The following is a 19,893-nucleotide window of genomic DNA, read 5'->3' as shown; positions in this document are numbered from 1 at the left end:
GACGTTCAGTGGTGCAACCCTTCAGCGTGGTCCAGGGAGGCCGCATGGCTCAGGCATGCGCGGTCGGGCTGCGCGACATCTCCATCGCCTTTCCCGGCGCCAGCCGTGCGGCTTCGCCCTTCGTCGCGGTGCAGGGCGTCAATCTCGATGTGGCGGATGGCGAGTTCGTCGCCATCGTCGGCCCCACCGGCTGCGGCAAGTCCACCCTTCTCAACGCGACGGCTGGCCTGTTGAAGCCGGCCTCCGGCACGGTGACGATCCACGGCAAGCCTCTCGCCGGCCTCAACCGCGCGGCCGGCTATCTCTTCCAGGCCGAGGCCCTGTTCCCGTGGAAGACGGCACTCGACAACGTGGCCATAGGCCTTGAGGTCGCCGGCACCGACACGGACGAGGCGCGCGCCCGTGCCCGCAAGTGGCTGGCCCGCGTGGGGCTCGCTGCCTTCGCCGATCGCTATCCCCACCAATTGTCCGGCGGGCAGAGGAAGCGCGTGGGCCTCGCCCAGGTGTTGATCCGCGATCCCAAGATCCTGCTCATGGACGAGCCCTTCGGCCCGCTCGATGCCCAGACCCGGCAGATCATGGGCAACCTCCTGCTCGATCTGTGGAGCCAGGACCGCAAGGCCGTGATGTTCGTGACCCATGATCTGGAGGAGGCGATTTCGCTGGCCGACCGGGTGGTCATCATGGGCGCGGGGCCAGCCTCGCGCATCATCGGCCAGTGGCGTGTGCCCATCCCGCGCCCGCGTGACATCGACGTGCGGCTGGAACCTGCCTTCCACCACCTTCACCGCGAGATCTGGGCGGCGCTGAAGGATGAGGTCGTGAAGGGCTATCGCCAGTCCGAGGTCGCGAGCTGAACCATGCGCAATCGTTTCACGCTGTTCACCCTGCAGGTGCTGGTGGCGGTGGTGCTGATCGCCATCTGGCATTTCGGCTCCACGGTGAAGGTCTCGATTCCGGCGCTCTCGCCGAAGCCCTTCTACCCGCTCGATCCCTTCTTCTTTTCGACGCCGCTCGCCGTTTTCGAGCGCACCTTCAAGGACTTCTACACGGGGGTGATCTGGTATCACCTCGGCATCACCCTGCTGGAAACCATGCTCGCCTTCGCCATCGGCGCGCTGGGCGGGATGCTGGTGGGCTTCTGGTTCGCGCGCAAGGCGGTGATCGCCGCAGTGTTCGACCCCTATGTGAAGATGGCCAATGCGCTGCCGCGCGTGGTGCTGGCGCCCATATTCGCCCTGTGGCTGGGACTCGGCATCTGGTCCAAGGTGGCGCTGGGCGTCACGCTGGTGTTCTTCATCGTTTTCTTCAATGTCTATCAGGGCGTTAAGGAAGTCAGCCCGACGCTGCTCGCCAACGCCCGCATGCTGGGCATGAGCGAGCGCCAGCTGATGCGGAACGTGTTCTGGCCCTCCGCGCTCACCTGGATGTTCTCCTCGCTTCACACGGCGGTGGGCTTTGCGCTGGTGGGGGCGGTGGTGGGGGAATATCTCGGTTCGGCGGCGGGGCTTGGCTATCGCATCCACCAGGCGGAAGGGGTGTTTGACGTCACCGGCGTGTTCTCGGGCATGCTGGTGCTTTCCATCTTCGTCATCATCATCGACACGCTGGTGAGCGCAATCGAGAACCGCCTGTTGGTGTGGCGCCCCGCGCCGGCCACACAGGCGTAGAGAAAAACGGGAGGAAAATCATGAGGTTGCTCAAGCTCGCGGTGGCCGCCATCGCGCTCGCCTGCGCCGTGCCCGCGGCCGCCCAGCCGGCGGCGAAGGCGGAGAAGCCGAAGCTCACGCTGGGTGTCGGCGGCAAGCCGCTGCTCTATTACCTGCCCCTCACGATCGCCGAGCGGAAGGGTTTCTTCAAGGATGAGGGGCTGGACGTCGCCATCAACGATTTCGGCGGCGGAGCCAAGTCTTTGCAAGCCCTTATCGGCGGCTCCATCGACGTGGTGACGGGCGCCTACGAGCACACCATCCGCATGCAGGCCAAGGGCCAGGACATTGTTTCCGTTATCGAATTGGGCCGTTTCCCGGGGATTGTCCTGGTGGCGCGGAAGGATCGGCCGATCAAGTCGGTGAAGGATCTCAAGGGCGCGAAGATCGGCGTCACGGCGCCGGGCTCCTCCACGAATTTCTTCGTCAATTTCCTCATGGCCAAAGAAGGCCTGAAGCCGGATGATGCCTCCTACGTAGGTGTCGGCGGCGGTGCCTCGGCCGTGGCGCAGATGAAGCGTGGCGAAATCGATGCCATGTCAAATCTCGACCCTGTCATTACAAAGCTCGAGGATGACGGTGACGTCATTATTCTGGCAGACAGCCGCACGGAAGCCGGAAACGAAAAGATCTTCGGCGGGGAAAATCCGGCCGCGGTGCTCTACATGAAGCGCGACTTCGTGGAGCAGAATCCGGTCACCACGCAGAAGCTGGTGAACGCTTTCTATAAGGCGCTTCAATGGCTTAAGACCGCTACGCCCGAGGATGTGGCGGCGGTGGTGCCGGAGGAATATCTGCTCGGGGACAAGACGCTCTACCTCAACGCGGTCAAGAACTCGCTGCCGATCTATTCGCGCACCGGTTTGATCCCCGAGCGGGGCATGAAGAATGCCCTCAACATGTTGGTAGAGTTCGATCCTGAGCTGAAAGCGGCGAAGATCGACCTCGCCAAGACGTTCGACGGCGCCTTCGTGGCGAAGGCCGCTTCGGCCAAATAATCCGGCTGCGGTTCAGGTGTGTTTCACCACCTTGCCGGGGGGCGTTCACCCCCGGTATCGGCGGGGTTCGGCGACAGGTTCGGGAGCGGCGGGCGAAAAACTTAGGTCCCCGCCCTTGAACCGCCGCGATTGACGCTTATCTCTGCATCAACCCCAGCCGACGGATGCGGCGCGCTTTGAGCGCAGACGCTTCCGGGAGACGGACGGATGTACTCCGATCCCGACCGAGCAGATCGCACCGCGGCAAGGGGCGTTCGTTCCTTCGCTTTCCATTTCATGGATGAGCGAAGGGGCGAGCCGAGCGGACAAGTTCGTCGACGGCCTCTTCTTCGTTTCCTTCGGGCCGCGACGCAAAAGCCTTCCCACAAAGCGAACCTGTCCTGAACTGCGCCCCGCTGCGCCGCGCACTGTCATGGTCGCGTGCCGCCGGGGCGATCGGCGCCTTCGGGAAGTCCCGGAGAGCGTTCCCACAGGAGGCCTCACATGGCCACGGGTACCGTCAAGTTTTTCAACGCCCAGAAGGGTTTCGGCTTCATCGTTCAGGATGAGGGCGGCCCCGACGTGTTCGTCCACATCTCCGACGTGGAGCGGTCCGGCATGTACAGCCTCAACGACGGCCAGAAGGTCTCGTTCGATGTTGTCCCGGACAACCGCGGGAAGAGCAAGGCTGCGAACCTCGCCGCCCTCTGACGCGCTTAAGCGTTGAATTAAATGGCCCGGCTGTCTCACGACGGCCGGGCCATTTTCGTTTCAAAAGGGCCTCAGCGCAGGACGTAGACGGTCGCGCCCACGCGCACGCGATTGTAGAGGTCCACCACGTCGTCATTGGTCATGCGGAAGCAGCCGGACGACACCGCCTGCCCGATGGTCTCCGGCTCGTTGGAGCCGTGGATGCGGTAGAGGCTGGAGCCGAGATACATGGCGCGGGCGCCGAGCGGGTTGTCGATGCCGCCGGGCATGTAGCGCGGCAAATCGGGACGGCGCCGCAGCATCTGCGCCGGCGGGGTCCAGGAGGGCCATTCCTTCTTGGCGCTCACCGTCTTAACGCCGGACCAGCGGAAGCCGTCGCGGCCGACGCCGACGCCGTAGCGGATGGCCTGGCCACGCGACGTTACGTAATAAAGGCGGCGCTCCGACGTGTTGATGACGATGTTGCCGGGCGCATATTTCGGATCGATGGAGACCATCTGCCGGCCGATGGGCGAGGTGCTGCCCACCACGCCGACATTTCCGCCGCCGAAGAACTTGTTGAAATTGAAGATGTCGTAGCGATCGTCGGCCTTGGCCGAGCCCGTCGCCACCAGCGCGGCGATGCCTGCAAAAACAAGCGATTTCAGCTTCATCATGGCTCTGCGTCTCGGATGGACCGGAGCGCGAACGACCATCGAGCACGCCCGGATACGTCGGCAACACCGCTTTGTCGCCACAAAACGGACAAGACTGCAACCGCTTTGTGGCGAACGGGTTCCCGTCCCACGGGAGTGTGAAGATGTTTTCTCCTAACGCGCTACCGCCCCCGAAGTTGCTGCCGCTGCGGCAGCAAAGGCCGCCAGCGCGGCGTTGAAGCGGTCCGCCGCCTCGATGAAGGGGGCGTGGCCGATGCCCCCATAGAGGTCCAGCCGGGCGCCGGGAATGGTCGCGGCGATATGCTCCGCCATGGCCGGGGCCACCACTTCGTCGAGCGCGCCCTGCACCACCAGCGTGGGCACGTCCAAGCGCTTCAGCAGGTCCTCATAGTCCGCCGTCCGCCCGAACAAAGCGGAGCGCACCTGCGGCGGCACCATCATGTTCACCGCCAGCAATTGCTCGAACAGCGGCTGGGAAATGGGGGCGGCGAAGCAGCGGCGCAGGAAGGTGCGGGTGGCCGCGATATTCTCCTCCACGTCCGTGCTGCACATGAGGCGCATGAGCTTGTTGCAGGTGCCGTAGAAGCGGCGCTCGTTGGCGGTCACGGCATCCACGAAGACGATACCGCCGATGCCGGCGGTGCCGTGGACGGCCAGATAGTCGCCGATGATGCGCCCGGCATAGGACCAGCCCACCAGAACCGGCCGCTCCAGCCCCCAGCCGCGGATCACCGCATCCAGCTCCCCCGCCCACACCTCGGCCGACTGGTAGGCGGCGGGATCGGACGGGCGGTCGGAGGCGCCATGACCCCGGAAATCGTAGGTGACGAGCCGCAGGCCGGCCAGCGCCGGGCTCGTCGTCTGCCGGTTCCAGCACAGGCCGGACTGGGAGAAGCCGTGGATGAACACCACCGGTGTCCCCTCGGGCGGGCCGAAGGCGGAGCTGGCGATGCCGATGCCGTCGGGGGTGAGGATGCGGCGGACCTCGCGGTCGGCGGGGATGGGGGCGGTCATGGTCGGGTTCCGGCGCGAGGTGTTCGGCGCCCGCTTTAGCATCGCCGGGGCGCCGGCTTAAGGGGCAGGTCAGAGCAACCGGTCATGCCCCTTCTCCGGGCCGTCATGCCCCGGCTTGTCCGGGGCATCCACACCTCAATTTGCTCGGTGCTCCAAAACCGAAAGCGGACCCAGCCAAACCGTGGATCCCCCGGACAAGCCGGGGGATGATGGTGCAAAATGGAGCAGTGCGCTCACTCGTCCTGACCGTGAGGAGCCCTCTCCGCCCCCGCCAGCCGCCTTTGGGGCGCCATGCGGCGGTGCTATAGATCGAGCCCACACAGCACCGCTCGAATCGAAGCCATCATCGCAAAGAGAGGCGACGGAATGCGCACCTCCGTGACACGCACCGCCCACCGCCGGACGGTTCTCGCCGCCCTTTCCGCCCTCGCGCTCGTGCCCGCGCTTGTTGTGGCACCCACGGCGGCCAGCGCCGCCTCGGAGCGCTTCATGGTTCTGGGGCTGCCCTTCTTCAAGCCGTACCGCGCGGCCATCGCCTCGCTCGATGTGGACGGCGCCGGCAAGGTCACCGGCACCCTCGCGCCGCCGGCGGGCGATGCGCGCGCCGCGCTGCCCGTGTCCGGCACTCTGGCCAGCGGCGCGCTGCGCCTCACCATCGGCCAGGGGGATGACAGCTATGCGCTCTCCTTCACCGAGAACCAGCGCGGCCTGCACCATATCTATGAGGAGACGGCGGCCATCCCCGGCCTCACGGCGGTGACGGTGTTCCGCCCGGAAGGCGGCTTCTCCGAGCCGGCGCTGGTGCTCCAGCATGACGAGGACAATTGGTGCGGCCTCGTCACCGGTGGCCTCACGGTGGACCTCAAGGCCGCCGAGCTCGGCCGCACGCCGGTGGCGCCCGCCGGGCTCGCCGAGATCGACCTCGTGGTCACGCCCCAGCAGGGCGGCACCGCGAAGGTGAAGATGAAGGATTACTGGAGCCGCCTGCGCCTCGCCGCCCGCGACGGCGACGACGTTTCGGTGGACGTGGCCGTGCCGTTGGGCACGGAGGCGAAGATCGCGCAGGATCTGCGCAAGGTGCCGCTGGTGGCGACCGTCACCCTGCCGTCTCTGTGTGGGGAGATGGCGCTCGCCGCCATTCCGCGCGCCAAGGTGATGGACGCCGACAAGGTGTCCGAGGCGAAGCTCAAGGCCTATGGCGACACCATGCTGGCGCGCGTCCTCTCCGGCGCCGCGCCCGAGGGCGGCACCGGCACCCGCAAGTTCAAGGTGGCCGGCGCGGTCGTGCCCGGCGAGGCGGGGCCGGCCTACAAGGCCACGGTCTCCGCCGAATCCGAGGCGAGCCGCCTCGCCAAGGGCAATTGGGACCAGTTCACCGTGCTGCTCCAGCCGGTGGTGACGCCGGCCGACACCGCCACCTCCGTCTCGCTGGTGCCCCTCGTGACCGATCTCAAGGTGGCGAAGAAGTCCGGCCCGCAGGCCCCGGCCGATGCCGCCTTCAAGCCGGCGGATGATTCCTCCCAGGTGGCGGCCATCAGCCACCGCCTCGTCTCCTACATCGCCGCCGCCGAAGGCACGCGGTGCAGCTTCCTGACCCAGACGGCGTTCGACGAGCCGGACGGCAGCCTCTCTTGCACCAACCTCGCCCTGGACGACGTGAGCCCCGCCGACGACAACTGAGGCGCGACAGGCGCGGCTTAAGCTGCGCTGATCTGTGTTTTCGCGAGATGCCCGGCCGCGTGCCGGGCATTTTGCGTTTAAGGGCTAATGTCGCGCTTAGGTTTGGCCTTGAATGGTCAAGTTTCAACGGCATAGCTTTAGCGATATCGGTCAATATTACTTATCGATATCTGATCCGGTCGGGCTCAAGCTGCGCATTTATGCCATGATTGCTTGAGTTTTGCCATGTTCCGAGCCGGAACCATCCTCCCTGCCTCCCGTTGTCTGCCGGGGGCACAAGAGAGGATACCAACCGATGAACACTCGTCAGCAGGGCGGATCCGGAAACTTCGAGAACGACCGCGAGCGCGCCGCCGAGGCGGGCCGCAAGGGCGGTGAGGCGAACGCCCAGAACCGCCAGCAGGGCGATCAGCCGGGCGGTGCCAACCGCCAGCAGAGCCAGCAGGAGCACGGTCGCGGCCAGCAGGGCGGCGGCAACTTCGCCCAGGACCGCGAGCGCGCGTCCGAGGCGGGCCGCAAGGGCGGCCAGAACATGCAGGAGGAGAAGCGCTCCTCCCAGGATCAGGACGCCGCGTCGAACCCGGACCGCAAGGGCGGCCAGCGCTGACGCTGTCCCCAACACAGGGCGCGGCCTTTCGGGGTCGCGCCCCTTTCCCTTCATATTTACGGGAGTTGCCACATGGGCCTTTTCTCCAAGGACATCCACTCCATGGACGACCTGTTCGTCCATACCCTGCGCGACATCTATTATGCCGAGAAGCGCATCCTGAAAGCGCTGCCGACCATGATCGAGAAGGCGCAGAATTCCACCCTCCGCCAGGCGTTCCAGAGCCATCTCGGCGAGACCGAGGGGCATGTGAAGCGGCTTGAGGAAGTGTTCCGCATGCACGGCGTCGAGGCCAAGACGGTGAAGTGCCAGGCCATCGACGGCATCATCGAGGAGGCCGAGGACGTCGCCTCCGAGGTCGCCGATCCCGAGGTGCTGGACGCGGCGCTCGCCGCCGCCGCGCAGGCGGTGGAGCATTACGAGATCACCCGCTACGGCACCCTCATCGCCTGGGCCAAGCAACTCGGCCGCAACGACTGCGCTTCCGTGCTCCAGCGCAACCTGGACGAGGAGAAGGCCGCCGACGCCAAGCTCACCGGCCTCGCCGAGGCCAAGCTGAACATGCGCGCCGCCGAATAGGCCGCCGCACCTCCCCACGCGAAAACCCCGCCGGTCCGCCGGCGGGGTTTTTTATTGGCCCGATCGGCCGCTCGATTGCCCACGCTCAAGCCTGGTGCATGATGCCGATCTCCCTGCGCCATGCAGGGGTCGATTCATTGGGGGAACGATGAAAATCCTGAAAGCCCTTCTCGTCGCCGCGACCCTCGCCGCGCCGATCCTGCCCACCGCCGGCTTCGCCGCGGACATTCAATGGAAGCCGGCGAACGGTGGCTCCTGCGATCAGGTCTGCAGCGCCGCCCGCCTCACGGCGCTGTACTCCGGCGTCCACGCGCCCGGCAATCAGGTGACGCAGGACAAATTCTACATCTGCGCCACCAACATGAACGGCTACCGCCCCGGCTACAATCTGAAGCCCAAATGGAGCAGCGCCTGCTGGGTGGGGTATGGCGGCAAGGAAGTGGCCGCGAAGAATTACGAGTGCGCCTGCCAGTGACGGGGAGCGGGCGCTGCGCGAAATGCGCGGCGCCGGTTCGGGTAAAAGATGTTTTGAGGATGTCTCGACGGCGCGGAATGGTGGGCGATGCAGGGATTGAACCTGCGACCCCTCCCGTGTGAAGGGAGTGCTCTCCCGCTGAGCTAATCGCCCGCGCCATTGCGAGGAGGGCCGTTTAGAGCCGCAGGGCCTCCCCTGTCAAGGGCGGGCACGAGGATGGCCGCGTCCGCCTGTGGATCATTTGGCTGGGGGACGCGCCCCGGCCGGGGCCGGAGCCCGATGGAGGCCTAGGCGGAAGCCTTGGCCAGCAAGGCGTCGACAGCCTCTTCCAGCTGGTCGAAATGGTGGATCAGACGGTCGGCGCCGAGTTCGCCGGGGGGCGTCTCCGTATAGCCGAAGGAGACGGCCACCACCGGCACGCCGGTGGCGCGGGCGGTGAGCACGTCGGTGATGCTGTCGCCCACCATGATGGAGCGCCCCACGTCCGCCCCCGCCGCCGAGATGGTGGAGAGCAGCGGCAGCGGATCGGGCTTGGAGCGGGGATAGGTGTCGGCGCCGGTAATGACGGCGAAGCGCGGCGTCAGCTCCAGCGCGTCGAGCAGCAGGCGGGCGAGGTGCTCCAGCTTGTTGGTGCACACGGCGAGCGCCACGCCCTTGGCCTCCAGCCGGTCCAGCGCCTCCATGAGGCCGGGGAAGGGGCGGGAGCCCACGGCGATGTTGTCGGCATAATGGGCGATGAAGCGCTGCGTCATGGCGGCGATCTCGTCGTCCGGCAGCTCGATGCCCTCGCTCTTCAGCGCCCGCACGATGAGGAGGCGCGCCCCGCCGCCGATCATGTTGCGCGCCTCGGCGCGGTCCACGGGGGGAATCCTGTGGCCGGAGAGCACGAGGTCGAGGGCGTCGAGCAGATCGGGCGCGGTGTCCACCAGCGTCCCGTCGAGATCGAACGCGACGAGAGGACGGGGGGCAGGCTGTGTGAGGCTGGTCATCGGGCGCGGTCCTTCCGGAAGCGGTATCGGGGCAGGCGATATCCGCGGGTTCTGGTTCGGCTGCCCCTTCCGGTGCGCTCGCGCCGGCAGCGGGGAAAGGGTCGGCCGGAGGATATCCTCGCCTTCTGCCTTAAATCCTGCCGCTTTTTCGCGCCAGCGTCGCGGGGATTCGAGGGCTGCGGCCCCGGCGCGCAGTTTAAGGCTGCGCCCGAGGTTGCGGCCCATCGTGGCCTGGACGGCTGCGGCCGGGCCACAGCCCATGGGCCATCAGGAGGCATGAATGCGGACCACTCCCTTTCGCACCGGGCGCGCGGCGCGCCGCAACCCGGCGGTGCTGCTCGCGGTGGCCGTCGCGGCCGCGGGTCTCGGCGGGATCGGAGCCGCCACCGCCCAGCCTGCGGCGGGACAGGCCGGCGCCGCCGCCGGATTCGAGTTCGCCGCGCCCCCCTCCGCCCAGGCCAACCGCGTCTACGGCATCAACCGCCAGACCGGCGAGATGAATGTGTGCCAGTTCGAGCGGCCCAACGCGGCCGGCGTGGGCGTCACCTTCTGCTTCGCCCAGGGCGAGGGCGCGGGGCCGCAGAAGGCCGGCAACTACGCGCTGATGCCCACCCATTACGAAGGGGAAACCGGCATCTTCCGGGTGAATCGCGACACCGGGGAAATGAGCATCTGCTACGTGCGCGAGACCGCGCGCGCCGCGGGCGGCACGGATTCCAGCCTCGTCTGCACCCCGGCTGCGCGCTGAGGCGTCGCGCCGGCTTGTCGGCGGCTCCGATCGGGGCTAGAGCCGGAGCAGGGCGGTTGAAGCCGTTCCGCCAGAAAAGAAGCGCCGCTGCGGCAGGACCCATCCGGGCCGGCGCGCGGCGTCGAGGCAAGGAAATCCCATGGTCCACGCCGAAGACCTGAAGCGCCGCGCCGCCGCCCACGCCTTGACCTACGTGACCGACGGCATGCGCCTCGGCCTCGGAACCGGGTCCACGGCCCGGCATTTCGTCGAGCTTCTGGCCGAGAAGGTGCACGGCGGCCTCACCGTGCTCGGCGTGCCCACCTCCGAGCAGACTTTAGCCCAGGCGGTGTCCCTCGGCGTGCCGATCGCCACGCTGGACGAGGCCGGCCCGCTCGATCTGTGCATCGACGGCGCGGACGAGATCGGCCCCGGCCTTGCCCTCATCAAGGGCGGCGGCGGCGCGCTGCTGCGCGAGAAGATCGTCGCCAGCGCCGCGCGCGAATTGATCGTCATCGCCGATGCCACCAAGAAGGTGGACGTGCTCGGCCGCTTCCCGCTGCCCATCGAGGTGGTGGATTTCGGCGTCGCCGCCATCACCCGCCAGGTGGTGGAGGCGATCCGCAGCGCCGGCTGCGCTGGTGACATTACCGTCCGTCGCGATGGCGACGGTCATCCTTTCGTCACCGATCAGGGGCACCTGATCCTCGACGCCCATCTCGGCCGCATTCCCGACCCGGCAGCGCTTGCCGCGGCGGTCGCGCAGGTGGCCGGTGTCGTCGAGCACGGCCTGTTCATCGGCCTCGCCCGGCGCGCCGTGCTCGCCGGCAAGGACGGCATCACCGAGCTGGAGCCCGGCAGCTTCTAGCTTTTTCCCTTTCCGGAGAATTCCATGCGTCATCCCATGTCCGGCCGTCTTGTCCGTCAGCTTCTTCTCGCTGCGGCCCTGTCGGTTCCGGCCGCCGCGCTCCTCGCGCCGGTGGCCGAGGCCCAGACCCGTCCGGTTCCCCCCGCCGCCGCGCCCGCAGCCAAGCCCTCGGCCGCGCAGCTCCAGCTCGCCCGCGATCTCGTGACCGCCAACGGCGAAAGCCGGGCCTTCGACGGCGTCATCCCGAACATCGTGGACGGCGCGGCGCTCTCCTTCCTCCAGACCAACCCCGACCTCGCCAAGCAGCTGCGCGAAGTCGCGGTGCTGGTGCGGCCGGAATTCGAGAAGCGTCAGGCCGAGGTCATCGACATCCTCGCCAATTCCTACGCCACCCGCTTCACCGAGGCCGAGCTGAAGGAGGCCATCGCCTTCTATCGCAGCTCCACCGGCATCAAGCTGGTGCAGGACCGCCCGGTGATCGTGCAGGAAGCGGTGCAGGGCATCCAGGCATGGGGCGCCCAGATCAACGCCCAGGCCATGGAGCGCGTGCGCGCCGAGATGAAGAAGCGCGGCGTCGATCTCTGATCGATCCGGGGCGGTTTCAAAGTAAGGAAAAGGCCGGTCCCCATGGGGCCGGCCTTTTGCATTTGTCCCACCGTCATGTCTTTGCGCCGTCATGCCCCGGCTTGTCCGGGGCATCCACCCGGCCGTTCGTGCGGTGCCAATAACGGAAAGCCGGCCCGGCCACCCCGTGGATCCCCCGGACAAGCCGGGGCATGACGGCCCGCTCCCCGGTCACTCGCTCTCCGGCCCTTCGCTGCGGCCCCCTAGACCCCGCTTGTGCGCGGCCCGCGCGGGCCCTCGGGCGCCTCGGCCTGGGCGGCGAACAGGCTCTTGCGGTCGAGGTTTGAGCTGTAATGGGGGTCCACCAGCGTGGAGGTGTGCCAGATGGCCTCCATGCGCGCCCGCTGCGCCTTCAGCCGCGCCCGGTGCTCGCGCGAGCGCTTCTTGCCGCGTGAGGCGGATTCGTAGTGGAGCAGCGTGGCGAAGGGCGTCCACACCACGTCGTAGCCGGCCCGCCGTGCCCTCAGGCACAAATCGATGTCGTTGCAATCCTCGGCGAAGCGCACGGCGTCCAGCGGGCCGATGGCGTCCCACACGTCGCGGCGGATGAGGAGGCAGGCGGCGGTGACGGCCGAGAGGTTCTGCCGCACGCGCAGGCGATCCTCATAGCCCGGCGCATCGGCGGCGCTGTGGGCGAACCAGTGGTCCGCATAGCGGAACAGCCCGGCGATCACGCCGGCATGCTGCACCGTGCGATCGGGAAACAGCAGCTTCGCGCCCACGATGCCGGCGCCGGGGAGGGATGCGAGGGCGACCATCTCGTCCAGCCAGCCCGGCTCGATCACCTCCACGTCGTTGTTGAGCAGGAGGATCATGTCGCCGCGCGCCGCATCGACGCCGAGGTTGCAGATGCGGGGGAAGTTGAAGTCCCCGTCGTCGCGCACCACCTCGGTGGCCGGCCATAGGGCCTTGATCTCCTCGAACAGCGCGAAGGTCGCCGGCTCCACCGAGCCGTTGTCGACGATGATGATCTCGAAGGCGCGATAGGCGGTCCGCGCGATGAGCGAGCGCAGCGCCACCGAGAGCAGCGCCGCGCGGTCGCGGGTGGGCACGACGATGGAGACGAGCGGGCCCGGCGCGGGGGTGGGATAGAGCGGGCGCAGGTGGCGGCCGATGATGTCCACCCCGACGCCGCGCAGCCGCGAGAGCGCGGCGGCCGCCGCGTCGATCTCCTCCGGCGCGAAGCCGGGCGGATGGCCCTTCAGCCCTACCGCCACGCGGGGCACATGGCGGATGTGCGCCTCGGGCAATGCGGAGACATGGCGCAGCAGCAGGTCGAACACCGCGGCCGCCCCGGCTGCGGGATCGAGGCCGAGGCGCAGGGCATCCGCGCGGGGCAGGGCGGCGAAGCGCCTGACATAGCCCGAGGACTCCATCAGGTGCCGGTTGAAGGCAGGGTGATAGACGCCGTGGAGCGGCGCACCGGCCGCATCCAGCCGCTCCTCATCCGCATAGACGAGGGCGCAGTCGGGATGCCCGGCGAAGGCGTCGCGGATCAGCGCCACCGCGTCCCGCGTGGGCTGCGCGGCAGCATCGAGGAACAGCACCAGCCCGCCCTCGGCCGCGTCCAGCGCGGCGGCGAGGCGCGCGGCGGAACCGCCCTCGGCCGCCACCACGCGCGCACCGGCGGCGGCTTGGGCGAGCGCGGGCGGCGCATCGGGCGGGAGGGCCACCACCCACTCGAAATTCCGGTCGGTCTGGGCGGCGAGGGCAGTGGCGCAGGCGGAAAGGTCCGCTGCGCTGGCGCTGCCGCCATCGGTGAGCAGGCTCAGCCGGGGCGCCGCGTTGGGAGCGGGCACCTCGGCGAAGTCGCCGACGAAGCGAGCGCGGAAGGCGCGGTAGCGCGCGGCCTCGGCCCGGCGGCGGGCGGGGGCGGCGGAGACGAGGGCATGGAGCGCCCCGCGCAGGGTGCGGGCGGCGACGCCCGCCGCCTTCCAGCGGCGCGGCAGGCCGAGGCCGTCAAACCGGCCATTGGCGAAGGCGTGCAGCTTCAGCGCCACCTTGTGAACGGGGTAATAGCCGAGCCGGAAGCCGGGCGGCGCGCCCGCGACCTCGATCCGCGTGGCCCCCGCCGGCACCAGCGCCACCGTGGGCACGCCGGGCAGCAGCGTCTCGCCCTCCGCCGCGCCTCGAGCCGCGCCCGTCGCGGTGGCGAAGGTGAAGGGCAGGGGGGCGTCCGCGCCCTCGCCCGCCAGCACGATGGCAAGGGCACCCCGCCGCGCACGCAGCCGCAGAACGGCGGGCAGGGCGAAGCCCGCGCGGCCCGTGGCGGCCGGCGCGCTCTTCAGCCAGAGCGGGGGAATCTCGGTGTCGTGCATGCCTTACGTATCGATGGCTTTCCGTATCGCCCGCCGCCTTGAAGCACCGAAGCGCGCGAGCGGCAAGCCGCCACCCCACGGTGACTTGGCTTGACGCCCCGGCGAGGCTCCTTCAAGTCACCCGCCACGCATCGGGATCTGGCGGGAGCCAAACATGACACAGCGCGAGGTGGACCTGTTCGTGATCGGCGGCGGCTCGGGTGGCGTGCGCGCCGGCCGCATCGCCGCCCAGCATGGCGCCAAGGTGATGATGGCGGAGGAATACCGCATGGGCGGCACCTGCGTCATCCGCGGCTGCGTGCCCAAGAAGCTGTTCGTCTATGCCGGCCGCTTCGCCCATGACATCGACGACATGGCCGGCTTCGGCTGGCGGGTCAGCGCCCCCGAATTCGACTGGCCGACCCTCGTTGCCAACAAGGACAAGGAGATCGCCCGGCTCGAAGGCATCTACAAGCGCAATGCCGAGGCCGCGGGGGTGGAGATCGTCGCCTCCCGCGCGGTGGTGGCGGGGCCGAACCGCGTGCGCATCCTGGAGACGGGCGAGGAGGTGGCGGCGCGCCACATCCTCCTCGCCACCGGCGCCCATCCGGCGCTCGGGCCGCAGATTCCCGGCTGCGAACTGGCCATCACCTCCAACGAGGCGTTCAACCTGCCCCGCTTCCCCGACCGCATCCTGATCCAGGGCGCGGGCTATATCGCGGTGGAATTCGCCGGCCTGTTCCGTGCACTGGGCGCCGAGGTGACGCTGGTCTATCGCGGCGACAAGGTGCTGCGCGGCTTCGACATGGAAGTGCGCGAGCATCTGGAAACCGAGATGACCCGCGCCGGCATCAAGCTCGTCAGCGGCAAGACGCTGGCTTCCATCGAGGCCATCTCCGGCGGCAAGCGCGTGGTTCTCTCGGATGGCTCGGAGCTGGAGGTGGATGAGGTGATGCTCGCCATCGGCCGCATTCCCAGCACCCGCAATCTCGGCCTCGAGGCGGTGGGCGTCGCCCTGGACGAGCTCGGCGCCGTGGTGGTGGATGCGCACAGCCGCACCAGCGTGCCCTCCATCTATGCGGTGGGCGACATCACCAACCGCATCAACCTCACCCCCGTCGCCATCCGCGAGGGCCACGCCTTCGCCGACACGGTGTTCGGCAACAAGCCGTGGACCGTGGACCACTCCCTCGTCGCCACCGCCGTCTTCTCCGAGCCGGAGATCGGCACCGTGGGCTGCACGGAGGAGGCGGCCCGCGCCGCCGGGCGGCCGGTGGACATCTACAAGACCAGCTTCCGCCCGCTGAAGGCGACGCTCTCCGGCCGCGAGACGCGCAGCTTCATGAAGCTGATCGTGGATGGCGAGACCGACCAGGTGCTCGGCGTCCACATCATGGGGGAGGCCGCCGGCGAGATGATCCAGCTCGCCGCGGTGGCCATGGGGCTGAAGGCGACAAAGGCCGATTTCGACCGCACCATCGCCGTCCACCCCACCGCCGCCGAAGAGCTGGTGACGCTGCGCACCAAGGCGTCGTGATCAACCACCGTCATGCCGGGATATGATGGTGAGATCGTCGGCCATCGCCGTCGTCCTCCGGCTCGACCGGAGGACCCATCCCTCCGCCGGCACCAGCCTGCGAAGTCCAGGGACAAAAGGCGCCATGGGCCCTCCGGTCGAGCCGGAGGGCGACGGCGGTTCGGGCGACGGCGGTTCGGGCGACGGCGGTTCGGGTGACGGCGGAGCGGAGGGCCCCGCCCCCTCACAGCCGGCTGAGCAGCTCGGCCTTCTTGGTGCTGAACTCCTGGTCGCTGAGGATGCCCTTGGCGTGGAGATCGGCCAGCTTCTCGATGGCGGAGATGATCTCGCTCTGGCCCAGCGGCTGGGCGCCGCCATAGGTCTGCGGCTGCGGCGCGAAGGACTGCGGCTGCGGCGCGGGCTCGTAGACGGGCGCCTGCGGGGCGTAGGAGGGTGCGGGTGGCGCATAGGCCGGGGCCTGCGGCGCGCCGCTCACGACGGGCAGGCTGGAGACGAACACCGTGCCGTACTGGCTGGTGAAGGTCAGGCTTCCCGATCCGCCCTGCTGCTGGGAGAAGCCGCCGATCTGGTGATCGAGGCTGTCATAGACGGTCACCTGCCCGTTGAGATCGATGGCGAGGCGGAGCGTGCCGGGGAAATAGGCGTAGCGCACGCCGTTCTGCGCGCCGGTGCTGGCCGGCTGGCCGAGATCGGCCGGCCACCAGTTGAAGCTGCCGGAGGCATCCGGCACGAACAGGCTGGGCTGGCTGCCGCCGAAGCTGCTTCCCATCGCGCCCCCGAACCCGCCGCCACCGCTCGTCTGCCACTGGCCGCCGCCGGAATAGCCGCCGCCCTGGTTCTGGGACTGGAAGCTGCCGGTCTGGGTGAGGCCGGGCTGGCTGGCGACGAGGCTCGACAGCTCGCTGCACAGGCCGTCCACCCGGCCCTTGAGGTAGCTGTTGAACATGTCGGAGACCATGGTCATCCCGCCGGCCATCCACTGGCCGGAGCCGCCGAATTCGGGATGGTTGAACTGGGCCATGGAGCCGTTGCCGGCGATGACCGAGTACAGCATGGAGGTGACGGCATCCGGGCTGAAGCCGGTGCGCTGGGAAATGGCGTTGATGGCCGCCTGGCCTTCGGGCGAGAGCTGGGGCATGGGGGCTCCTGAGGTCGTGCGATCGGCAGGCGCGGAAGGGCGCAGGCGTGTCGTCTTTGGCGCGTGTTCTACCACGGCTTGCGGACAGTTCCCCGACACACTTGAGCGTAGCCGGCGCAGGGCAGCCATGCCGCCTAAGCGCCCGCCCGCCTTCGGCCGCCTAGGGCTAGTGGCCGAACAATTTGCCCTTCTCCGCCCACAGCACGAACAAGAGCGCGATGGCGCCGAGCACCAGATAGCCCAGAGCCAGCGGCAGCACGGTGCCGTCGAAATTGCTGCCGACCACGAAGCCGAGCACGGCGGCCAGCAGCGTGGTGAAGCCGCCGATGAAGGAGGAGGCGGTGCCCGCCACCGCGCCCAGCGGCTCCATGGCCATGGAATTGAAGTTCGGCACGGTGAGCGCGAACAGGAACTGCCCCGCCGCCACGAGGCCGCAGAACAGCACGAGCGGCGGCTTGCCGTCCCAGATCACGCTCGATGCCACCATGAGCCCGCCCGCGGCGATGAAGCCGAGGATGCCGGCATGGGACAGCCGCCGCATGCCCAGGCGATGCACGAGGCTGGCATTGAGGAAGGACGCCACCGCCATGATGCCGGCCACCGCCGCGAACGCGATGGGGAAGAGGTTGCCGAGCCGGTAGACGTCGGTCTGGAACACCTGCGAGGCGGAGCCCACATAGGCCATCAGCGAGCCCATCATCAGCCCGATGGCCACCGCATAGCCCACCGAGCGGCGCGTGGTGAGCGTGAGCATGGCCGCCTTGCCGATGGAGCGCATCGAGAAGGGGATGCGGTATTCGGGATGCAGCGTCTCCGGCATCCGCAGCCCGAACCAGGCGAACAGCGCGAGCGCCAGCAGCAGCATGGCCACGAAGATGAGGTGCCACGAGCCGAAGACGAGGATGAGGCTGCCCAGCGCCGGCGCGATGATCGGCACGGTGAGGAACACCATCATGCTCAGCGACATGATCCGCGCCATGTCGCGCCCCTCGAAGCGGTCGCGCACGATGGCGATGGCCAGCACCCGACCCGCCGCCGCGCCCATGCCCTGGATGAGGCGGGCGACGATGAGCACGTTGAAGTCGCGGGTGAACAAGGCGATCAGGCTGCCCAGCGCATAGACCGCAAGGCCGGCGAACAGGATGGGCCGGCGCCCCAGCACATCGGAAATGGGGCCGTAGAAGAATTGCGCGCCGCCGATGCCGATGAGATAGGCGTAGACCATCACCTGAACGTGATTGGCATTTTCCAGCGCGAAATCGGCCCGGATGGCGCCGAAGGCGGGCAGAAGATTGTCGATGGAGAAGGCGGTCATGCCCATGAGCAGGGCGATGAGCGCGACGAACTCCACGAAGCCGGGACCGACCGCGCCGGGCTGTCCGGGCGCGGGGCCGCGCGGACGCGAGGCAGAAGCGGAGGCCGGCGCCGGCGCGCGATGGGGCTGTGACATGACAGGCTCGGGCGTTGGCGTGTCCCGCAACAGACACGGACATTCAGGGGGTGCCGGAGGTGGACGGCGGGAGCGCGCTGGCGCGTTCCCCCTCATAGGCGAAGGGCGTGGCCAAGAGAAGGCCCGGGTGGAAGGCCCGGGTGGAAGGCCCGGGTGGAAGGCCTGCACGGAAGGACGTGCGCCCGTCGGGCTTCAGCCCTGCTTCGGGGTCATGCCGCAGAGCGGCATACCACCCTTGCGCCGCATCCTTTCGGTACGCACTTGCTTCGTGTATAAGCCCGCCTTCCGATCCCGCGAACACAAGAGGAACGCCGGAGGCGCACCAGCGGGACGGACCGACCGGAGGACCCGGCCGGCCTTATGCAAATGGAGAGTCAAATGGTGACCCGCCCGCAGTCCGCTCCCGTCCCTGGCGCCGAGGCTTCCCGCCGCGCCGAAGGCTGGCGTCCGGATAGCTGGCGATTTTATCCCGGCCTCCAGATGCCCTCTTATCCAGACCAGGCGCAGCTTGAGGAGGTCGAGAAGAAGCTCGCCTCCTACCCGCCGCTGGTTTTTGCAGGTGAGGCGCGCCGCCTGAAGGCCGAGATCGCCAAGGTCGCCCGCGGCGAAGCCTTCCTGCTGCAGGGCGGCGACTGCGCCGAGAGCTTCGACGAGCATTCGGCCGACAACATCCGCGATTTCTTCCGCGTCTTCCTGCAGATGGCGGTGGTGCTGACGTTCGCCGGCGGCTCGCCCGTGGTGAAGGTGGGCCGCATCGCAGGCCAGTTCGCCAAGCCCCGCTCCGCCGACACGGAGACGGTGGACGGCGTGACGCTGCCCAGCTACCGCGGCGACATCATCAACGACATCGCCTTCACGGAAGCGGCCCGCGTGCCGGATCCGCGCCGGCAGCTCGACGCCTACCGCCAGTCGGCGGCGACGCTCAACCTGCTGCGCGCCTTCGCCAACGGCGGCTATGCCAACCTCGCCAACGCCCATGCTTGGATGCTGGGGTTCGTGAAGGATTCGCCCCAGTCCTCCCGCTACCAGGAGCTGGCGAACCGGATCACGGAGGCGCTGGACTTCATGCGCGCCTGCGGGATCGATCCCAAGAGCCATCCCGAGATGAGCTCGACGGATTTCTTCACGAGCCACGAGGCGCTCCTGCTTGGCTATGAACAGGCCCTAACCCGCGTCGATTCCACGTCGGGCGACTGGTACGCGACCTCCGGCCACCTCTTGTGGATCGGCGATCGTACCCGCCAGCCGGACCATGCGCATGTCGAGTACTTCCGCGGCATCCGCAACCCGATCGGCATCAAGTGCGGCCCGTCCATCTCCCCGGAGGGCCTCATCCGCCTTCTGGACATCCTCCAGCCGGACAATGAGGCGGGCCGCATCACGCTGATCTGCCGCTTCGGCGCCGACAAGGTGGGCGACTATCTGCCGGGCCTCATCCGCGCGGTGGAGAAGGAAGGCCGCACCGTGGCGTGGTCGTGCGATCCCATGCACGGCAACACCATCAAGGCCGCCTCCGGCTACAAGACCCGCCCGTTCGAGCGGGTGCAGTCGGAGATCCGCTCCTTCTTCGACATCCATGCGGCCGAGGGCACCTTCGCCGGCGGCGTGCATCTGGAGATGACGGGCAAGAACGTCACCGAATGCACCGGCGGCGCCCGCGCCATCTCGGACGAGGACCTGCGCGACCGCTACCACACCTATTGCGATCCGCGCCTCAACGCCGAGCAGGCCATCGAGACCGCCTTCCTGGTGGCCGAACTGCTCAAGCGCGAGCGCCTCGCCCGCGGCCGGCCGCAGGTGGAAGCGGCGGAGTGATCCGCCGCGTACACAGACGCCACGAGGTGGAAGCGGCGGA

Annotated in this window: 19 protein-coding genes and 1 tRNA gene; 13 read left to right on the top strand and 7 right to left on the bottom strand. The window is 68.4% G+C overall.

The genetic code is table 11. The annotated features are described in order from the left end of the window. Nucleotides 1-44: 44 nt before the first annotated feature. The 4 genes from FHT36_RS12715 to FHT36_RS12700 all read left to right on the top strand — a co-directional run bounded on the left by FHT36_RS12715 (nucleotide 45) and on the right by FHT36_RS12700 (nucleotide 3,397). Complete coding sequence (locus tag FHT36_RS12715; RefSeq protein ID WP_169122871.1) at nucleotides 45-857, top strand: ABC transporter ATP-binding protein; 813 nt, start codon at nucleotides 45-47, stop codon at nucleotides 855-857. Nucleotides 858-860: 3 nt separating this feature from the next. After that, on the top strand, nucleotides 861-1,670 hold the full coding sequence (locus FHT36_RS12710; RefSeq protein ID WP_169122870.1) for an ABC transporter permease: 810 nt from the start codon (nucleotides 861-863) through the stop codon (nucleotides 1,668-1,670). Between the two features lie 20 nt (nucleotides 1,671-1,690). Next, on the top strand, nucleotides 1,691-2,707 hold the full coding sequence (locus FHT36_RS12705) for an ABC transporter substrate-binding protein (protein WP_169123203.1): 1,017 nt from the start codon (nucleotides 1,691-1,693) through the stop codon (nucleotides 2,705-2,707). A 483-nt stretch (nucleotides 2,708-3,190) separates the two neighbouring features. Then, nucleotides 3,191-3,397 carry a cold-shock protein gene (locus FHT36_RS12700; protein ID WP_024278308.1) on the top strand — a complete coding sequence of 69 codons (207 nt, stop codon included), beginning with the start codon at nucleotides 3,191-3,193 and terminating at the stop codon, nucleotides 3,395-3,397. A gap of 71 nt (nucleotides 3,398-3,468) precedes the next feature. Here the strand turns inward: FHT36_RS12700 and FHT36_RS12695 are convergent, their stop codons facing one another. Both FHT36_RS12695 and FHT36_RS12690 read right to left on the bottom strand, forming a co-directional pair. After that, a complete protein-coding gene (locus FHT36_RS12695) occupies nucleotides 3,469-4,053 on the bottom strand; it encodes a L,D-transpeptidase (protein ID WP_169122869.1) in 585 nt (194 codons plus the stop codon). 153 nt (nucleotides 4,054-4,206) lie between these two features. Beyond that, entirely contained in the window at nucleotides 4,207-5,067 is an 861-nt protein-coding gene (locus FHT36_RS12690; protein ID WP_169122868.1) for an alpha/beta fold hydrolase, read from the bottom strand. A gap of 366 nt (nucleotides 5,068-5,433) precedes the next feature. On the opposite strand from FHT36_RS12690, the gene FHT36_RS12685 reads away from it, so the two are divergent. The 4 genes from FHT36_RS12685 (at nucleotide 5,434) to FHT36_RS12670 (ending at nucleotide 8,408) form a co-directional block, all read left to right on the top strand. Further along, nucleotides 5,434-6,747: a hypothetical protein gene (locus tag FHT36_RS12685; RefSeq protein ID WP_169122867.1), complete on the top strand. Its 1,314-nt coding sequence runs from the start codon at nucleotides 5,434-5,436 to the stop codon at nucleotides 6,745-6,747. Nucleotides 6,748-7,042: 295 nt separating this feature from the next. Further along, entirely contained in the window at nucleotides 7,043-7,354 is a 312-nt protein-coding gene (locus FHT36_RS24870) for a general stress protein (protein WP_169122866.1), read from the top strand. A 72-nt stretch (nucleotides 7,355-7,426) separates the two neighbouring features. Beyond that, a complete protein-coding gene (locus tag FHT36_RS12675; protein ID WP_169122865.1) occupies nucleotides 7,427-7,933 on the top strand; it encodes a ferritin-like domain-containing protein in 507 nt (168 codons plus the stop codon). A 148-nt stretch (nucleotides 7,934-8,081) separates the two neighbouring features. Next, nucleotides 8,082-8,408 carry a hypothetical protein gene (locus tag FHT36_RS12670; RefSeq protein WP_169122864.1) on the top strand — a complete coding sequence of 109 codons (327 nt, stop codon included), beginning with the start codon at nucleotides 8,082-8,084 and terminating at the stop codon, nucleotides 8,406-8,408. 78 nt (nucleotides 8,409-8,486) lie between these two features. Here FHT36_RS12670 and FHT36_RS12665 read toward each other — a convergent pair. Together FHT36_RS12665 and gph are read right to left on the bottom strand one after the other, a co-directional pair. Further along, nucleotides 8,487-8,561, bottom strand: a tRNA-Val gene (locus FHT36_RS12665). A 134-nt stretch (nucleotides 8,562-8,695) separates the two neighbouring features. Then, nucleotides 8,696-9,397, bottom strand: a complete 702-nt coding sequence (gene gph, locus FHT36_RS12660) for a phosphoglycolate phosphatase (RefSeq protein ID WP_169122863.1) — start codon at nucleotides 9,395-9,397, stop codon at nucleotides 8,696-8,698. Nucleotides 9,398-9,677: 280 nt separating this feature from the next. On the opposite strand from gph, the gene FHT36_RS12655 reads away from it, so the two are divergent. The 3 genes from FHT36_RS12655 (at nucleotide 9,678) to FHT36_RS12645 (ending at nucleotide 11,577) form a co-directional block, all read left to right on the top strand. Beyond that, nucleotides 9,678-10,145, top strand: a complete 468-nt coding sequence (locus FHT36_RS12655) for a hypothetical protein (protein WP_169122862.1) — start codon at nucleotides 9,678-9,680, stop codon at nucleotides 10,143-10,145. A gap of 139 nt (nucleotides 10,146-10,284) precedes the next feature. Next, entirely contained in the window at nucleotides 10,285-10,992 is a 708-nt protein-coding gene (gene rpiA / locus FHT36_RS12650) for a ribose-5-phosphate isomerase RpiA (RefSeq protein ID WP_169122861.1), read from the top strand. A 24-nt stretch (nucleotides 10,993-11,016) separates the two neighbouring features. Beyond that, the gene (locus FHT36_RS12645; RefSeq protein WP_169122860.1) at nucleotides 11,017-11,577 is read left to right on the top strand and encodes a DUF2059 domain-containing protein; all 561 of its coding nucleotides are present in this window, start codon (nucleotides 11,017-11,019) and stop codon (nucleotides 11,575-11,577) included. A gap of 242 nt (nucleotides 11,578-11,819) precedes the next feature. Here FHT36_RS12645 and FHT36_RS12640 read toward each other — a convergent pair whose 3' ends face one another. Further along, the gene (locus tag FHT36_RS12640; RefSeq protein WP_169122859.1) at nucleotides 11,820-13,934 is read right to left on the bottom strand and encodes a glycosyltransferase family 2 protein; all 2,115 of its coding nucleotides are present in this window, start codon (nucleotides 13,932-13,934) and stop codon (nucleotides 11,820-11,822) included. Nucleotides 13,935-14,088: 154 nt separating this feature from the next. Between FHT36_RS12640 and gor the strand changes: the two genes are divergently transcribed. Further along, nucleotides 14,089-15,450 (top strand): glutathione-disulfide reductase, encoded by a 1,362-nt coding sequence (gene gor, locus FHT36_RS12635; RefSeq protein ID WP_169122858.1) that lies wholly within the window; start codon nucleotides 14,089-14,091, stop codon nucleotides 15,448-15,450. 223 nt (nucleotides 15,451-15,673) lie between these two features. Here gor and FHT36_RS12630 read toward each other — a convergent pair whose 3' ends face one another. Continuing rightward, on the bottom strand, nucleotides 15,674-16,588 hold the full coding sequence (locus FHT36_RS12630; protein ID WP_169122857.1) for an SHOCT domain-containing protein: 915 nt from the start codon (nucleotides 16,586-16,588) through the stop codon (nucleotides 15,674-15,676). A 166-nt stretch (nucleotides 16,589-16,754) separates the two neighbouring features. Further along, nucleotides 16,755-18,038, bottom strand: a complete 1,284-nt coding sequence (locus FHT36_RS12625) for a multidrug effflux MFS transporter (protein ID WP_169122856.1) — start codon at nucleotides 18,036-18,038, stop codon at nucleotides 16,755-16,757. A gap of 378 nt (nucleotides 18,039-18,416) precedes the next feature. On the opposite strand from FHT36_RS12625, the gene FHT36_RS12620 reads away from it, so the two are divergent. After that, entirely contained in the window at nucleotides 18,417-19,853 is a 1,437-nt protein-coding gene (locus FHT36_RS12620) for a class II 3-deoxy-7-phosphoheptulonate synthase (protein WP_169122855.1), read from the top strand. The last annotated feature ends 40 nt before the right edge of the window (nucleotides 19,854-19,893 follow it).

Origin of the sequence: Xanthobacter sp. SG618 (assembly GCF_012932745.1) — a bacterium.
Classification (GTDB): Bacteria; Pseudomonadota; Alphaproteobacteria; order Rhizobiales; family Xanthobacteraceae; genus Xanthobacter; species Xanthobacter flavus.
This window is presented reverse-complemented; position numbering and strand designations above follow the sequence as displayed.

Coding starts and splice junctions, on each gene's coding strand:
- FHT36_RS12695 (WP_169122869.1), bottom strand. CDS start 4,053: ATGATGAAGCTGAAATCGCTTGTTTTTGCAGGCATCGCCGCGCTGGTG.
- FHT36_RS12630 (WP_169122857.1), bottom strand. CDS start 16,588: ATGCCCCAGCTCTCGCCCGAAGGCCAGGCGGCCATCAACGCCATTTCC.
- FHT36_RS12700 (WP_024278308.1), top strand. CDS start 3,191: ATGGCCACGGGTACCGTCAAGTTTTTCAACGCCCAGAAGGGTTTCGGC.
- gph (WP_169122863.1), bottom strand. CDS start 9,397: ATGACCAGCCTCACACAGCCTGCCCCCCGTCCTCTCGTCGCGTTCGAT.
- FHT36_RS12690 (WP_169122868.1), bottom strand. CDS start 5,067: ATGACCGCCCCCATCCCCGCCGACCGCGAGGTCCGCCGCATCCTCACC.
- FHT36_RS24870 (WP_169122866.1), top strand. CDS start 7,043: ATGAACACTCGTCAGCAGGGCGGATCCGGAAACTTCGAGAACGACCGC.
- FHT36_RS12685 (WP_169122867.1), top strand. CDS start 5,434: ATGCGCACCTCCGTGACACGCACCGCCCACCGCCGGACGGTTCTCGCC.
- FHT36_RS12675 (WP_169122865.1), top strand. CDS start 7,427: ATGGGCCTTTTCTCCAAGGACATCCACTCCATGGACGACCTGTTCGTC.
- FHT36_RS12640 (WP_169122859.1), bottom strand. CDS start 13,934: ATGCACGACACCGAGATTCCCCCGCTCTGGCTGAAGAGCGCGCCGGCC.
- FHT36_RS12645 (WP_169122860.1), top strand. CDS start 11,017: ATGCGTCATCCCATGTCCGGCCGTCTTGTCCGTCAGCTTCTTCTCGCT.
- FHT36_RS12710 (WP_169122870.1), top strand. CDS start 861: ATGCGCAATCGTTTCACGCTGTTCACCCTGCAGGTGCTGGTGGCGGTG.
- FHT36_RS12715 (WP_169122871.1), top strand. CDS start 45: ATGGCTCAGGCATGCGCGGTCGGGCTGCGCGACATCTCCATCGCCTTT.
- FHT36_RS12670 (WP_169122864.1), top strand. CDS start 8,082: ATGAAAATCCTGAAAGCCCTTCTCGTCGCCGCGACCCTCGCCGCGCCG.
- FHT36_RS12625 (WP_169122856.1), bottom strand. CDS start 18,038: ATGTCACAGCCCCATCGCGCGCCGGCGCCGGCCTCCGCTTCTGCCTCG.
- FHT36_RS12705 (WP_169123203.1), top strand. CDS start 1,691: ATGAGGTTGCTCAAGCTCGCGGTGGCCGCCATCGCGCTCGCCTGCGCC.
- FHT36_RS12655 (WP_169122862.1), top strand. CDS start 9,678: ATGCGGACCACTCCCTTTCGCACCGGGCGCGCGGCGCGCCGCAACCCG.
- rpiA (WP_169122861.1), top strand. CDS start 10,285: ATGGTCCACGCCGAAGACCTGAAGCGCCGCGCCGCCGCCCACGCCTTG.
- gor (WP_169122858.1), top strand. CDS start 14,089: ATGACACAGCGCGAGGTGGACCTGTTCGTGATCGGCGGCGGCTCGGGT.
- FHT36_RS12620 (WP_169122855.1), top strand. CDS start 18,417: ATGGTGACCCGCCCGCAGTCCGCTCCCGTCCCTGGCGCCGAGGCTTCC.